A 14,553-nucleotide genomic window follows, 5' to 3' on the forward strand; every position below is an offset into this window, starting at 1 on the left:
CGGCGCGGACGGCTCACGGCGTGACGTCCAGTTTCGCCGCTGCCCGAAGCAAACCCGGCGTCAGTCGCGAAAGGACCAGCGCGACCTTCGCTTCCGGAGTGGACGGCTGGATCGCGACGTTCTTCTCCACCGCACGCAGAATGTCGCGCGCGACGCGCTCCGGGCCGAAATTGCGGCGGGCGTAGAGCTTCGACGATTCCTTCTGCCGCCGCTTCTCCTCGACCTCGTCCACACCGACGAACTTGGTGGTCTTGGTGATGTTCGTGTTCACCAGCCCCGGGCAAACCGCGGTGACGCCGATTCCCTCGGACGCCAGCTCCGCGCGCAAGCCATTGCTCAATGCGAGCACGGCGGCCTTCGTGGTGCCGTAAGCGGTGAGGATCTTCGACGGCAGATAAGCCGCGGCAGAAGCGAGGTTGACGATCTGGCCGCCCTCAGCGCGTTCCTTCATCATCGGCGCGAACGCACGGCACCCGTGGATCACGCCCCACAGGTTGACGTCCACGACCTTCTCCCAGTCCTCGATCGTCGTGTCGAGGAACGGGCCGGACATGCCGATCCCGGCGTTGTTCACCACGATGTCCGGCACGCCGAACTCGTCTCGCACCTGCGCGGCGAACCGGGCGACCGCCTCGCCGTCCGAAGAGTCCACTGTGTACTCACCGGCGTCGACCCCGCGCTCCCGCACCAGTTTCGCGGTTTCCGCGGCCGAATCGCCGTTGATGTCGCTGACGACCACGTCGGCGCCCTCGGCCGCGAATGCCAGCGCGGTCTCGCGGCCGATCCCGCTGCCCGCGCCGGTCACGACCACGAGGTGATGCGCGAAGCGACCGCTGCCGCGACCGACCCGCGCCCGCCGCAGCGCCCGCGTTTCCTCGCCGGTCTCCACCGACGCGATCAGCTCAGCCGCCGCGGCCGCAACCACTTCCGGCTTGGTCCGGGTAATCCAGTGCGATCCGATCACCCGCCGGACATGCAGATCCGGCACCCAGCGCTCGACCTCGGTCTGCAGCGGCGTGGTCACATACGAATCGCCGTTCGGCGCGAGCACCTGCACCGGGATTTCCGCCGGACGCGGACGCGGCCGGGAAAGCCGCGGGCCCATGTTCGCCCGGTACAGCTTCAGCCCGTGCACGCCGTCGGCCGTCTTCGGCGCCGACTCGGCGGGCTCCAGCTTCCGGATCAGCGTGCGCATGATTCCCGTGCGCCACAACAGTTCCGGGATCAACGGCACCTGGAACGCGACGATGTAGTACGAGTGCAGGAACTGCCGCAACGCGTGCCCGAGGCGACGCGGCGTCGGCCGGGTCAGCTGATCGCGGAACCACGCGCCGGCGTGATCGAGGCTGGGTCCGGAAAGCGAGGTGTACGAAGCGATCCGGCCGCGCAACTGGTCGCCGGTGACCGCGTGCCAGGCCTGGATCGAACCCCAGTCGTGCGCGACGAGGTGGACCTTGCCGAATGGCTGCACCTCGTGGACCACCGCGGCGAGGTCGTCGGCGAGCTGGTCCAGCCGGTACGCCCGGCGCTCTCGCGGTTTGTCGGATTCGCCCGCCCCGCGTACGTCGTAGACGACCACGCGGTGCTCGCGGCACAACTCCTCGGCGACGCCGTCCCACATCGAACTGTTGTCCGGGTATCCGTGCACGAGCACGACCGTGGGTCCGTCCGGGTTGCCGCTCACCCGGACCGAAAGGCGGACTCCGTCGCTGGCAGTCACCTGCTTGTGAGACATCTTGTCATGTTAGACAACTTGTCAACAGCGAGCGTCGTGGTTCCACGGGAAACCAGTGTGTCCACCGTTCGACGGACAGCCCGATTCCACTGCCCGGACGTCCCGCGGACCGCCCTCCGCGGCGCACGCTGAACCCATGAGCACAGCAGTGCGAGTGCGCGGACTGCGCAAGGAGTACCCGGGCCACCTCGCCGTGGCCGGGATCGATCTCGACATCCCCGACGGCGAGGTGTTCGCCCTGCTCGGGCCCAACGGCGCGGGCAAAACGACCACCGTCGAGATCCTGGAGGGCCACCGGCAGCGGACGGCGGGGGAAGCCACTGTCCTCGGCGAGGACCCGGGTACCGCGGGACGCGCGTGGCGCGCCCGCCTCGGCATCGTGTTGCAGACGGCTACCGACGCGGCGGAATTGACCGTCGCGGAGACCGTGCGGCACTTCGCGAAGTACTACCCGAACCCGCGGGATCCGGAAGAGGTGATCGACCAGGTCGGCCTCACCGCGAAGGCGGGCGCGCGGGTGAAGTCGTTGTCCGGCGGGCAGCGCCGCCGCGTGGACGTCGCGCTCGGCATCATCGGCCGTCCGGAGTTGCTGTTCCTCGACGAGCCGACCACCGGATTCGACCCCGAGGCGCGGCGGCAGTTCTGGGCGCTCATCGACGGACTCGCCCACGAGGGCACCACGATCCTGTTGACCACGCATTACCTCGACGAGGTCGAGGCACTGGCCGACCGGCTCGCGGTGATCGCACGAGGTTCGGTCGTCGCGGAGGGGACGCCGGCCACGCTCGGCGGCCGCGAACGCGCCGAGGCCGTCGTGCGATGGCAGGACGAACGCGGCAGTCACGAGGAACGCACGCAGTTCCCGACGAAGCTCGTCTCGCAACTCGCCGCCGACCACGGGGAACTCGCCGGTCTCACGGTGACGCGCCCCAGCCTGGAAGACGTCTATCTCGACCTGATCGGGGAGCAACCGTGACCACGACAATGGCCGTGCCGGGCACGTTCAGTCTCGGCCTCGCCCGCGGCGCACTCGAACTGCGGCAGTTCTTCCGCAACCGCGAGCAGGTGGTGTTCACCTTCTCGCTGCCCGCGGTGCTGATGATCCTGCTCGGCTCCATCCTCGACGGTCCGACCGGGCAGACCGGGGTGTCGTCCGGGCAACTGCTCGCCGCCGGGATGATCGGCGCGGGCATCGTGTCCACGTCGTTCAACAGCGTCGGCATCGGCATCGCCGCGGACCGGGAAATCGGCGCGCTGAAACGCTTGCGCGGCACACCGATGCCCGCGGCGGCCTACTTCGTCGGCAAGATGGTGATGGTCGCGGTGACCAGCGTGTCGCAGACCGTCCTGATGGCCGCGGTGGCGATGCTGCTGTTCCGCCTCGAATTGCCGTCCGATCCGGCCAAGTGGCTGACCCTGGTCTGGGTGCTGCTGCTCGGGATCGTCTCCTCGACGCTGCTGGGCATCGCGATCAGCTCGGTCACCCGCACCGCGAACGGCACCGTGGCGCTGGTGCAGCTGGTGTACTTGGTGCTGCAGTTCATTTCCGGGGTGTTCGTCACGCCGATCACGCACCTGCCGAGGATCATGGTCGACGTCGCGTCGTTCTTCCCGCTGAAATGGATCTGCCAGGGCTTCCGCTCGGTGTTCCTTCCGCCGGAGGCCGCGACCCAGGAAATGGCGGGGACATGGGAGCTTCCGAAGGTGGCGCTGGTGCTGGCGGTGTGGTGCGTGGTGGGCCTGGTGCTCGCGAGGGTGACGTTCCGGTGGACGAACGAAGCGAAGTGAACCAAGCCGACGCGTGGGAACGGTCGTACTGGTCCTGGGAGGTGCTGTTCGCGGTCGCCTACGCGGCGACCGCGGTCCTGGTGCTCGTCAACGACGGTTCGGCAGCCGCGAAGATCGTGGCCGAAGCCGCGCTGGGCGCCATCGCCATCGGGTATCTGTCCGTGGGGCGGCGCGTCGTGCACGGCGAGGACAACGAGACCGCCCGCGTCGTCGCGGCGGTGGCGCTGATCGCGTTGAGCGCCACCGCCATTCTCGCGTCCACCACGGCGAGCTTCGTGCTGTTCGTCGCTTGCCCACTGGTGTTCATGCTGCTGGAACTGCGCCCCGGGATCGTCGCGACGACGCTGCTGATCCTGCTCGAACCCGTTTCCGCGGTACTGAACGGCGGCTGGGACAACCAGTTGCTGTCGGTCCTGCTGCCGATGACCGCGATTCTCATCGTCTTCAGCGTGCTGGCCGGAAAGTTCACCAGCGACGTCCTGCGGCAGAGCCGCGCCCGCGCCGAGCTGATCCGCGAACTGGAATCCAGCCAGGCCGAAGTCGCGCGGCTGTCGCGGGAAGCGGGCACCGCGGCCGAACGCGAACGGCTGGCGCGGGAAATCCACGACACGCTCGCCCAAGGGTTCACCAGCATCATCACGCTGACCCAGGCGATCGAGTCCGAACTGGACACCAACCTGTCCGCGGTGCGCAAACATCTCGCGCTCGCCGGCCGCACCGCGCGCGAGAATCTCGCCGAAGCCCGAGCGATGGTAGCCGCGCTCGCACCGTCCGATTTGGCCACTGGTTCGTTGCCGGAAGCCGTGCAGCGTCAGGCTGATCGGCTCGCCGAGGAGATCGGCGTCCCGGTCGAGTGCGAAGTGGACGATGCGCTGCCGCCACTGTCCACTGCGGTCGAAGTGGTGCTGCTGCGCGCGGTGCAGGAGGCGTTGTCGAACGTGCGCAAGCATTCGGGCGCGACGCTCGTCCGCGTGCGAATGTCCGCTGTGGACGGAGCGATACGGTTGCGCGTGGAGGACAACGGGTGCGGCTTCACCCCGGACGCCGACGGAGCCGGATTCGGGTTGCGCGGCATGCGTTCGCGGGCCGAGCAGGTGGGCGGCACTTTGGCAGTGCGGACCGGCGCGAACGGCGGCACCGAACTGGAACTGGAGGTGCCCGCGTGATCACGATCATGCTGGTCGACGACCATCCTGTGGTGCGCGAAGGACTGCGCGGCATGCTCGAAGCCGAGGACGACCTCACGGTGGTCGGCGAAGCCGGGTCCGGCGACGAAGCGGTGGCGCTCGACCGCGTGAAACAGCCCGACGTCGTCCTGATGGACCTGCGCATGCCGGGCCTCGACGGCGTCGGCGCGATCCACGCGATCCTCAAGGAAACGCCCGCACGCCGGATCGTCGTGCTCACCACGTACGAAACCGACGCGGACATCCTGCGCGCGGTCGAGGCGGGCGCGTCGGGGTACCTGCTGAAAGACGCGTCGCGTACCGAATTGGCCGGCGCGATCCGGGCCGCGCATCGCGGCGAGACCGTGCTGGCGCCGTCGGTCGCGGGCAAGCTCGTGCACCGGATGCGGAACCCGGAACCGGTGTCGCCGCTGTCCGCGCGCGAGGTGGAGGTGCTGCGGCTGGTCGCGAAGGGCCGCACCAACGCCGAAATCGGCCGCGAGCTGCACATCGGCGAGGCGACAGTGAAGACGCATCTGCTGCGGGTGTTCTCGAAGCTCGGCGTTTCCGACCGCACGGCGGCGGTCACGACGGCGCTGGACCGGCAACTGCTCGGCTGAGCTGCCCGGGCAGAATGACGGCCATGCTCGACACCACCGAACTCGCCCTGTACCGACGGCTCGCACACGAGCAGTCCGTCAGCCGCGCCCCGTCCCTCGTCGCCGCTGTCGTCCGAGGCGGCGAGGTCGTCTGGTCCGGTGCCCGCGGCCGCGTCGGCGACCAGCGGCCGGACGACAACACGCAGTACCGGCTGGGGTCGATCACCAAAACGATGATCGCGACCGCGGTCATGCGGCTGCGCGACGAGGGCAAACTCAACCTCACCGACCCGCTGGAGCGGCACCTGCCGGGTACCGCGTTCGGCTCGGTCACGATCGCGCAGCTGCTGTCGCACACCTCCGGCCTCACGTCGGAATCGCCCGGCCAGTGGTGGGAGCGCGCGCCCGGCGCGGACTGGGCGGCGCTCGTCGCGAGCCTCGAGAAGAACGCGACGAAGCTTCGCCCCGGCTTCAAGTTCCACTACTCGAACGTCGGCTACGGCGTCCTCGGCGAACTGGTCGCCCGGCACCGCGAGCGACCGTGGTTCGATGTCGTGCGCGACGAAATCCTTACCCCGCTGGGCATGAACCGCACGACCCCGCACCCGGAGGGCGCACACGCCGAGGGATTCGCCGTGCACCCGTTCGCCGACGTGCTCATGCCGGAGAAGTGGCCGGACGCCGGCGCGATGGCCCCGGCAGGCCAGCTCTGGTCCACGATCACCGACCTCGGCCGCTGGACGTCGTTCCTCGGCGGCCACACCGGCGACGTGCTGTCCGCGGACACCGTCGACGAGATGCGGACGACGAACACCGTCGACGACACCGAGGTGTGGTCGACCGGATTCGGCCTCGGCCTGATGGTCGTGCGCTACCAGGGCAGGCACCTGGCCGGGCACACCGGCTCGATGCCCGGTTTCCTCGCCGCGACCATCGTCGACCCGCGCAGCGGCACCGGCGCGCTGTGCCTCGCGAACTCCACCGGAGGCGTCGGCATCACCCAGCTGTGCCTCGACCTGCTCACGACGGCCGACGACCTCGAACCCGCGCTGCCCGCGGAGTGGTTCCCGTCCGCTGTGGACCCGGAACTGCTCGCGCTGACCGGGCTGTGGCACTGGGGCCCGTCGCCGTACTTCCTGCGCGTGCAGGGCGACGGCCTGATCTCGCTGAACCCGGCCGTCGGCGCCGGCCGGGCCTCGCGGTTCCGTCCCGAGGGCCCGGACACCTGGATCGGGCTGGACGGCTACTACGCGGGCGAAACGCTCACCGTCGGCCGCGCCGCGGACGGGACGGCGAACCACCTGAACCTCGCGACGTTCATCTTCAGCCGCACGCCGTACGACCCGGCCGCGCCGATTCCAGGCGGCCTGGACGAGACCGGGTGGCGCTGAGTTCGCCAGCCGCGACCTTGCCGCCGGGCTCCTCGGCGTCAAGGTCGGCTGCCCGTCCGGCAGGCGACAGCCACGCCTTCGCGTAGCAGCCCTGGCCGGGCAGGCCTACCAGGACGTCGCCGACCTGCGGGGTGCCGAACACCCACAGCCGCCGGTGCTCGATCAGCTCGGCGGCGATCTCCGGCGGGCAGTGCTCGATCCCGAACCGCCCTGGCCAGCCGGGTTCGAGCACGAGCCAGCCGGTCACCACGGTGCCCGGCCACACGTGCCGGTCGGGCAGCGCCGCCCAGACCGGAGTCAGCGCGCCCTGCCCCCAGTGCCAGGTCTCGCGGACCTGCCCGGCCCACGCCACCGCCACGCCGCCCCAGACCAGCGCGGGAATCAGCACCGGCCAGCCGGAGCCCCCGAGGAACCAGAACGCCGCGACCACTCCGCCCACCGCGATCGCCACCGCGAGCACCGCGGCGGGCACGGCGACGGCAGCCTGCCGGCGCAGCCTTCGCAGCGAGCGCTTCCGGATCGGCAGTCCCGCCGGATCAGTCGTGTAACTCCCCGGCGTCGCGACCCCGCCGATCTCCACCGTGACCCGGCCGCGGGCGTCCGGTTCGTCCAGCCGCAGCCGTCCGGTCCGCCGGAGTTCGCGCGCTTGCTCCGGCGGGCAGTCGAGCAGCGTGAGAAAGCCGAGCGGACGGACCGTGACGCGCAGCAGTCTCGGGATCTCCTGCCCGTGGTCCCACTGAGTGGTATCCCCGTCGAGCACGGCGCGGACCTCGCGCGTTGATCCTTTCGGCGGCACCCGGCCCCACGGCCGCCACCACCACAGCGTCCCGGCGAGGAATGCGACAGCGAGCACGAGTGCGAAAACGGCGGAGCCGGCCTCGTCGGGATTCGGCGGCTCGACGAAGAACCCGACGACGACGAACGCGGTGAACGCCACGGAAAGAGCGAACAGCGCAGCAGGGACCGCTCGGCGGCGGAACCACGCTCGTCGCCACGGCACGAAAGCCAGCACCATCGTCGCCGCGAGGCCGACCGGAAGGCCGATCAGCGCAGACGAGTCCCACGGGTGCACCAGGGCCGCCAAGGCGAAGAGCGCAAACCACCGCCAGCGCGGCCGGTAACCGCGCGTTTCCGTCACGATTCCACATGTCGGACACCCGCCAACCGCCGTTACCTGCGTTGTCCCGACCTGAGAGACTAAGCACATGACCGACGCTGAGTTGACGATCCCAGCAGACCTCAAGCCGGCCGACGGCCGCTTCGGCTGCGGACCCTCGAAGGTCCGCGAAGAGCAGCTCGCCGCCCTCGCCCGGTCCGGTTCCACCTACCTCGGCACCTCGCACCGGCAGAAGCCGGTCAAGTCGCTCGTCGGCCGCGTGCGCGCCGGGCTGTCCGAGCTGTTCTCGCTCCCGGACGGGTACGAGGTCATCCTCGGCAACGGCGGGACGACCGCGTTCTGGGACGCCGCCGCGTTCGGCCTCGTGCGCGAGCGCGCCCAGCACTTCACCTACGGCGAGTTCTCCTCGAAGTTCGCGACCGTCACGAACAAGGCCCCGTTCCTCGGCGAGTCGATCGTGGTGAAGGCGGATCCGGGCAGCGCGCCGGAAATCGCCTATCAGCAGGGTGCGGACCTCGTCGGCTGGGCGCACAACGAGACCTCCACCGGCGTCGCGGTGCCGGTGCGGCGTCCCGAGGGCAGCGACGGCGCGCTGGTCGCGATCGACGCGACGTCCGGCGCCGGCGGGCTCCCGGTCAAGGCCGAGGACTTCGACGTTTACTACTTCGCGCCGCAGAAGTCGTTCGCGTCCGACGGCGGGCTGTGGATCGCGCTCGCCTCGCCCGCCGCGATCGAGCGGATCGGCGAGATCGGCGGCGGCGACCGCTGGATCCCCGAATTCCTGTCGCTCACCACCGCGCTCGACAACTCGCGCAAGGACCAGACCTACAACACCCCCGCCGTCTCCACGCTTTTCCTGCTCGCCGAGCAAATCGAGTGGATGAACGGACAGGGCGGCCTCGACTGGACCACCTCGCGCACCAAGGAATCCTCGACCCGGCTCTACGATTGGGCCGAGAAAACCTCGTACACCACGCCGTTCGTGGCGAACCCGGACCTGCGCTCGCAGGTCGTCGGCACGGTCAACTTCGCCGACGAGGTCGATGCCGCCGCGGTCGCGAAGGCGTTGCGCGCCAACGGGATCGTCGACACCGAGCCGTACCGGAAGCTGGGCCGCAACCAGCTGCGCGTCGGCCTGTTCCCGGCGATCGACCCGGACGACGTCACGAAGCTCACCCAGAGCATCGAGTACGTCGTGGAACGCCTGGGCTGAACGAAAAACGCCCAAACCGCCCCGCCTGCCGCCTGGCTCGCGGGGCGGTTCGCGTTGACGACCACTCGTTCGTGACACACCGTGGTCGGCGTGTCACGGCGGTGACCGATCAGCGGGACCACGAAAATGACGGGGAAAGTGTCGTCGGATTGAGTTCGGATGGGTGAGGCGTCGGCGCGCCTCGCACGTCAAGCCGACGCGCCGTTCTAACGTGGGCACCCACAAAGGTGAACACCGGGGAGGCGAGAAATGCGGGCGTTGCGGGTGGTCGGGCTGCACGAGGACGGGAAGTCCCTCGTGCTGGAGGACCCGGCGAGCCGTACCCGCTTCCTGCTCCCGGCCGACGAGAGACTGCGTGCGGCGGCGAGGGGGGACATAGCCCGGCTGGGCCAGATCGAGATCGAGTTGGAGAGCCAGATGCGGCCACGCGAGATCCAGGCGCGAATCCGCGCGGGCGAGTCCGTCGAGCAGGTCGCGAGCAGCGCGGGCGTCTCGACGCAGCGGGTGGAGCGATTCGCTTATCCGGTGCTGCTCGAACGGTCCCGCACGGCGGAACTCGCGCAGTCGGCGCACCCGGTCCGCGAGGACGGGCCCGACGTCCAGACGCTCGGCGAGGTCATCGCCTACGCCTTCGGCGTCCGCGGCCACGACTACAACCAGGCAACCTGGGACGCCTGGCGCGGCGACGACGGCAAGTGGGTCGTCGTGCTGCGCTGGAAGGCGGGCCGTTCCGACAACCGCGCGCACTGGTCGTTCTCGCCCGGCGCACACGGCGGAACGGTGCACGCGCTCGACGAGAACGCCGAAGTCCTGCTGAACCCGAACTCGTACGTCGCCCCGCGCACCGTGCGCGCGCTGGCCCCCGCCCGCGATTCGGTGGTGCAGCCGACGCTCGACGCCGTCGAGGAACCGCGCGCGATCGAGGGCCCGGACGAGGGCGACGACGAGACTCGCGAAATCCCGCGCGTCCCGGGCGAGTCCGACGGCGACGACGCCGAGCAGCCGCGTACGAAGGCGAAGAAGAACCATCCGATCGTGCCGTCCTGGGAGGACGTGCTCCTCGGGGTCCGCACCCAGCGCGGCTGATCTCGCCTGCGCCAAGCACCCCAATGTGGCGTTGGGTGCATCCCACGCACCCAACGTGGCATTCGGTGCATCCCACGCACCCAATGTGGCGTTCGGTGCATCCCACGCACCCAATGCCACATTGGGGCGTTCTCGGTAGCGGTTTGCGGTGGGCTGCTGCTCGCCAGGGCGATGCGAAGCACCTGCTGGCGAGACGGGCCGCGGTGACTTCGCTCCGGTAGCGGAGCACCGGCGGGCCAGCCGGGGTCAGGCGTCCAGCAGAGCGGCCAGTTTCTTTGGGGCAACATGCCGGTAGGCCTCGCGCACGATCTGGTCCACCTCGACCCAGTCGACGTCCACGTCGAGCCGTACGCCGAGCCATCCGTGCACTCCGACGTAGGGCGGCCAGAAGAATCGCTCGGGCTCGGTGCGCACCAGTTCCTCCTGCACGCCGGGCGGCGCGGGACACCAGAACGCGAGCTTGTCGTCGTGGTGCCGGTCAGCGAACATCGCGAACGTCTTGCGGCCGCGGACGAACCACGTCGGTTCGCCGTGGCTGAGGCGTTCGGTGGCTTCGGGCAGGGCGAGGCAGAGGGCGCGCAACTGGTCGAGCGGAGCCATCGCGTCAGTATCCGCGAGTCAGAACACCGTGGCCAGCACACCGATCCATGCGAGTGCCAGACCGCCGCCCGCGCCGTACACCGCCCAGCGCAGGATCGGCACGTTCCGGCCCAGCCACAGGGACGGCGCGACCCCGCCGGTGACCACCAGCGACGCGATCAGCGCCAGCCACGCACTCGTCTCGCGTGCGAGCGTGGTGGCCAGCGCGAGCATCGCCACGACCACCACCGCGGCCGCGAACACCGAGACGGTCAGGCCGGTGAGCCAAGGCGTCGGTTCCTCCGGGGTCTGGACCCGCGCGGGCTGGTCCGGCCGCGGCGGCGGTTCGACCACCGTCTCCACGCCCGTCACCGGGTCGACGAAGCGCACCTCGGTGCCCATCACCGCGGCCAGTCGCGCGGCGAGTTGACGCCCGCGCTGCGACACGACCGAACCGGCGACGTCGACGTCCGAGTCGGAGCGCGCCAGCGCCGAGGCCACGCGCGCCCACTCGTGCAGTGCTTGCGCCAGGTCGGCTCCGATCGCGAGCCGGCGCGGGTCGACCTCTCGTGCGTGCTCGCCGCCCGGCCCGGCGAGCACCGCCTGCTCGCCGCGGATGCGCAGCTCCATCGTGCCCCTCCCCGCAAAAAACGTGCCGGGGGTCACTCTAGTGGGGCGACCCCCGCCGAGACCTCGTGGAACGCGATCGCCGCGGCCGTGGCGACGTTCAGCGAGTCGACGCCGGACACCATTTCCACGCGGACCGCGACGTCCGCGGCCTCGATCGCCTCGTCCGTCAGCCCCGGGCCCTCGGCGCCGAGCAGCAACGCGATCGGGCCCGGCACCTTTTCGCGCAATCCGCGCAGCGGCACCGAATCCGCCCTCGGCGTGAGCGCGGCCACGGTGAAACCCCGTGCCCGCAGCACATCCAAGCCGCCAGGCCAGCTGTCGAAAGTCGCGAACGGGACGCGCAGCACGTGTCCCATCGAAACGCGCACACTGCGCCGGTAAAGCGGATCCGAACAACCTGGACCGAGCAATATCCCGCCGACGCCGAGCGCGGCGGCATTGCGGAAAAGCGCGCCGAGGTTTTCGTGATCGCCGACACCTTCCAGCACCGCCAAAACCTGTGCGCTGTCCACGATTTGGGAGACCGTCGGCGGTTCCGGGCGATCCGCGACCGCGAGCACGCCGCGATTGAGATGGAAACCGACGACCTCGGCCATCGTCTCCGCCGACGTCACATACGCGGGCACGTCGACGTCCGCGAGTTCGTCTTCCAATTCCCGCAGCCGTCTCTCCACGCCGAGCAGCGCTCGCACCGGATAGCGCGAAGCGAGCAGCCGTCCGACCACGACGGTTCCCTCGGCTATCACCAGCCCGCGCCCGCCGGGGCGGTCCGGCCGACGGTCCGCTGTGGACAGGTCGCGGAAGTCGTCGAGGCCCGGATGCGCCCGGTCCTCGGTGAAGATCAGTTGAGCCACATCGGACAGTCTCGCACCCGGCCGAACCCGTGCCCATTGGTCCGAACGCGCGACACGCTTTAGGGCAAACGGCGTAGTTACGCGCTGGGTCAACCCCCGGTGACGGAGAGCACCAGTTTGGCCGCTAGCCCATGGCACCGCGCTGTGCGACGGTGGTCTGCCTGGCGTACTAGCCGCCCAGACCACTGCGGACAGCAGCCAAGGAGCGCGTCGAACCATGGGTACGGATCTCTCGGCACACCCCGGCCGGCTCGATCGCGGACGGTACCGCCGGAAGGTCCAGCGGTGCCTGGACACCCTGGCGAGGATGCTCACCGACGGAAGTTTTTCCTTTCCCCGCAAGAACATCGGCCTCGAAGTCGAACTGAATCTGGTGGACGGGCAATTGCGCCCGTCGATGACCAACGCGGTCGTGCTGGAGGCGCTCGACGACGCCTCGTTCACCACCGAACTCGGCCAGCACAACCTGGAACTCAACGTGCCGCCGCGCCCGCTCGCCGGGGATTCCGCGCTGCGCCTGGAAGAAGACCTGCACTCCTACCTCGCGAAGGCGCAGGCGAGCGCGGCGCACACCGGCTCGTCGGTGGCCATGATCGGCATTCTGCCGACGCTGGGAGCCGAGCATTTCGATCAAAAGTGGCTTTCCCACAAAACGCGCTATTCGTCGCTGAACGACGAGATCTTCGCCGCCCGCGGCGAGCGGATCGCGCTCGCGATGGACGGTCCGGCATTGCCGGGAGGCCAGCCGGAGCGGCTGCGGCACTACGCGGAGTCCATTCTCCCGGAGGCCGCCTGTACTTCGGTCCAATTGCATCTGCAGGTGGCTCCCGAGGAATTCGCGGCGCATTGGAACGCCGCGCAATGCCTGGCCGGCGTCCAGATCGCGCTCGCCTCGAACTCTCCTTTCCTCCTGGGCAAGGCGTTGTGGCACGAAACCCGGATCCCGTTGTTCCAGCAGGCCACCGACACCCGGCCGGAGGAGCTGAAAAACCAGGGCGTCCGGCCCCGCGTGTGGTTCGGCGAACGGTGGATCACGTCGATCTTCGACCTGTTCGAGGAAAACGTCCGCTATTTCCCCGGACTGCTGCCGGAGACCGACCTCGAGGACCCGATCGAAGCGCTCGAATCCGGGCAGGCGCCAAAACTTTCCGAACTGCGGCTGCACAACGGAACCATTTGGCGGTGGAACCGGCCGGTGTACGACGTCGTCGACGGCCTGCCGCATCTGCGCATCGAAAACCGCGTGCTGCCCGCCGGTCCGACGGTCGCCGACATCGTGGCCAACGCGGCGTTTTTCTACGGCGCCCAGCGCGCGCTCGCGGAGCAGGACCGGCCGGTCTGGTCGCAGATGTCGTTCCAGGCAGCGGAAGAAAACCTGTACGAGGGTGCGCGCAAGGGTTTCGACGCGCAGCTGTACTGGCCCGGCATCGGCTGGATCCCGCCGGACGAACTGGCCTTGCGCGTACTGCTGCCGCTGGCGCACGAGGGCCTGCGTCGCTCGGATGTCTCTGACGAAGCCCGCGTGCGTTACCTCGGCATCATCGAACGCCGCTGCCTTGCCCGCCGCAGCGGAGCGGCCTGGCAACGCGACTACGTGCTGCGCGCGCACGAACGCGGTGCCGACCGCGAAACCGCGCTCAACTGGATGCTGCGGCGCTACCTGGAGCTCTCGGAGGCGGGCGAACCGGTGCACACCTGGCCGCTCGACGGCTGAGTCGTTTCGCGCGGTCCCCTACAGTGTTTCGCACGGGAAGGGGGTGGCGCGCGTGCCGAAGGTGCTGGGCGGTTCGCTCGAAGCGCACCGCCGCGAGGTGCGGTCACGAGTGTTCGACGTCGTCCGCGCGCAGCTGTACGAGCGCGGGTTCGACGCGATCACGCTCGCCGGCGTCGCCGCGGAGGCCGGCCTCGGCCGCACCGCGATGTACAACCACTTCCCGGACAAGGAAAGCCTGCTCGTCGCGTTCGTGGAGGACGAGGCCGCGCGGTATGTCGAGCGGCTGCGCGCGGCGGTGGACGCCGAAGGCGACCCGGTCGCCCAGCTGGCCACGTTCGTCCGGCTGCAGCTGCGCGTGCTGGCCGAACACCATCTCCCGCCGGGCACCGCGCTGGAGTCCGCGCTCGCGCCCGCGGCGTATCAGCGGATCAGCGCGCACGCGGATCCGATCATTGAACAGCTTCGGTCAGTACTGCTCGCCGGAGTCGACGCGGGCAGCTGGCCCGCACAGGATCTCGACGTGGTGGTCCCGATGATCACCGCCGCACTCGGCAGCCGTCAGGTCATCGACGTGCCCGCTGACCAGCTCGAAGACGCCATTGAGGCCGCCGTGCGCTTCGTCCGGCGGGCGGTCGGTTCGAGTGAAAACCACTGATTTTAGGGTAGCCTAAGTACGGATCG

The 14,553-nt window shown here is 69.6% G+C and carries 14 protein-coding genes; 9 read left to right on the forward strand and 5 right to left on the reverse strand.

What is annotated here, in order from left to right; translation table 11 throughout:
• Positions 1-13: 13 nt before the first annotated feature.
• The gene (locus tag L3Q65_RS31700) at positions 14-1,720 is read right to left on the reverse strand and encodes an SDR family oxidoreductase (protein WP_237600966.1); all 1,707 of its coding nucleotides are present in this window, start codon (positions 1,718-1,720) and stop codon (positions 14-16) included.
• 151 nt (positions 1,721-1,871) lie between these two features.
• Here L3Q65_RS31700 and L3Q65_RS31705 point away from each other — a divergent pair, with 151 nt between their 5' ends.
• Genes L3Q65_RS31705 through L3Q65_RS31725 form a run of 5 tightly spaced genes read left to right on the forward strand, consistent with a single transcriptional unit; the run spans position 1,872 to position 6,679 of the window.
• Entirely contained in the window at positions 1,872-2,711 is an 840-nt protein-coding gene (locus L3Q65_RS31705) for an ABC transporter ATP-binding protein (RefSeq protein WP_182889534.1), read from the forward strand.
• Entirely contained in the window at positions 2,708-3,523 is an 816-nt protein-coding gene (locus L3Q65_RS31710; RefSeq protein WP_237597383.1) for an ABC transporter permease, read from the forward strand. The genes L3Q65_RS31705 and L3Q65_RS31710 overlap by 4 nt, the downstream gene beginning before the upstream one ends.
• Complete coding sequence (locus L3Q65_RS31715) at positions 3,502-4,689, forward strand: sensor histidine kinase (RefSeq protein ID WP_237597384.1); 1,188 nt, start codon at positions 3,502-3,504, stop codon at positions 4,687-4,689. The genes L3Q65_RS31710 and L3Q65_RS31715 overlap by 22 nt, the downstream gene beginning before the upstream one ends.
• Positions 4,686-5,309, forward strand: coding sequence for a response regulator transcription factor (locus tag L3Q65_RS31720; RefSeq protein WP_067575181.1), 624 nt, complete (start codon positions 4,686-4,688; stop codon positions 5,307-5,309). The genes L3Q65_RS31715 and L3Q65_RS31720 overlap by 4 nt, the downstream gene beginning before the upstream one ends.
• 23 nt (positions 5,310-5,332) lie before the next feature.
• Positions 5,333-6,679, forward strand: a complete 1,347-nt coding sequence (locus tag L3Q65_RS31725) for a serine hydrolase (protein ID WP_237597385.1) — start codon at positions 5,333-5,335, stop codon at positions 6,677-6,679.
• Here the strand turns inward: L3Q65_RS31725 and L3Q65_RS31730 are convergent.
• Entirely contained in the window at positions 6,612-7,817 is a 1,206-nt protein-coding gene (locus L3Q65_RS31730) for a hypothetical protein (protein WP_237597386.1), read from the reverse strand. The two genes, L3Q65_RS31725 and L3Q65_RS31730, sit on opposite strands and share 68 nt — an antisense overlap.
• A gap of 67 nt (positions 7,818-7,884) precedes the next feature.
• On the opposite strand from L3Q65_RS31730, the gene serC reads away from it, so the two are divergent.
• Both serC and sepH read left to right on the forward strand, forming a co-directional pair.
• Positions 7,885-9,009 (forward strand): phosphoserine transaminase, encoded by a 1,125-nt coding sequence (gene serC, locus L3Q65_RS31735; RefSeq protein WP_237597387.1) that lies wholly within the window; start codon positions 7,885-7,887, stop codon positions 9,007-9,009.
• A 249-nt stretch (positions 9,010-9,258) separates the two neighbouring features.
• Positions 9,259-10,095, forward strand: coding sequence for a septation protein SepH (sepH, locus tag L3Q65_RS31740; RefSeq protein ID WP_237597388.1), 837 nt, complete (start codon positions 9,259-9,261; stop codon positions 10,093-10,095).
• 246 nt (positions 10,096-10,341) lie between these two features.
• On the opposite strand, the gene L3Q65_RS31745 is transcribed toward sepH, so the two are convergent.
• The 3 genes from L3Q65_RS31745 to L3Q65_RS31755 are packed head-to-tail and all read right to left on the reverse strand — an operon-like array spanning position 10,342 to position 12,158.
• Positions 10,342-10,695 carry an MmcQ/YjbR family DNA-binding protein gene (locus L3Q65_RS31745; protein ID WP_182896743.1) on the reverse strand — a complete coding sequence of 118 codons (354 nt, stop codon included), beginning with the start codon at positions 10,693-10,695 and terminating at the stop codon, positions 10,342-10,344.
• Positions 10,696-10,713: 18 nt separating this feature from the next.
• Positions 10,714-11,304 (reverse strand): DUF2537 domain-containing protein, encoded by a 591-nt coding sequence (locus tag L3Q65_RS31750; protein ID WP_182896742.1) that lies wholly within the window; start codon positions 11,302-11,304, stop codon positions 10,714-10,716.
• Positions 11,305-11,336: 32 nt separating this feature from the next.
• A complete protein-coding gene (locus L3Q65_RS31755; protein ID WP_182896741.1) occupies positions 11,337-12,158 on the reverse strand; it encodes an RNA methyltransferase in 822 nt (273 codons plus the stop codon).
• A 217-nt stretch (positions 12,159-12,375) separates the two neighbouring features.
• Here L3Q65_RS31755 and L3Q65_RS31760 point away from each other — a divergent pair, with 217 nt between their 5' ends.
• Complete coding sequence (locus tag L3Q65_RS31760; protein ID WP_182896740.1) at positions 12,376-13,872, forward strand: glutamate-cysteine ligase family protein; 1,497 nt, start codon at positions 12,376-12,378, stop codon at positions 13,870-13,872.
• Positions 13,873-13,924: 52 nt separating this feature from the next.
• A complete protein-coding gene (locus L3Q65_RS31765) occupies positions 13,925-14,527 on the forward strand; it encodes a TetR/AcrR family transcriptional regulator (protein WP_182896739.1) in 603 nt (200 codons plus the stop codon).
• Positions 14,528-14,553: the final 26 nt, after the last annotated feature.

Origin of the sequence: Amycolatopsis sp. FU40, from assembly GCF_021903635.1 — a bacterium.
Lineage (GTDB): Bacteria > Actinomycetota > Actinomycetes > Mycobacteriales > Pseudonocardiaceae > Amycolatopsis > Amycolatopsis dendrobii.

What these genes read in the sequence shown, in the direction of transcription:
- L3Q65_RS31705 (WP_182889534.1), top strand. Translation starts at nt 1,872, where the DNA reads ATGAGCACAGCAGTGCGAGTGCGCGGACTGCGCAAGGAGTACCCGGGC.
- L3Q65_RS31725 (WP_237597385.1), top strand. Translation starts at nt 5,333, where the DNA reads ATGCTCGACACCACCGAACTCGCCCTGTACCGACGGCTCGCACACGAG.
- serC (WP_237597387.1), top strand. Translation starts at nt 7,885, where the DNA reads ATGACCGACGCTGAGTTGACGATCCCAGCAGACCTCAAGCCGGCCGAC.
- sepH (WP_237597388.1), top strand. Translation starts at nt 9,259, where the DNA reads ATGCGGGCGTTGCGGGTGGTCGGGCTGCACGAGGACGGGAAGTCCCTC.
- L3Q65_RS31745 (WP_182896743.1), bottom strand. Translation starts at nt 10,695, where the DNA reads ATGGCTCCGCTCGACCAGTTGCGCGCCCTCTGCCTCGCCCTGCCCGAA.
- L3Q65_RS31750 (WP_182896742.1), bottom strand. Translation starts at nt 11,304, where the DNA reads ATGGAGCTGCGCATCCGCGGCGAGCAGGCGGTGCTCGCCGGGCCGGGC.
- L3Q65_RS31760 (WP_182896740.1), top strand. Translation starts at nt 12,376, where the DNA reads ATGGGTACGGATCTCTCGGCACACCCCGGCCGGCTCGATCGCGGACGG.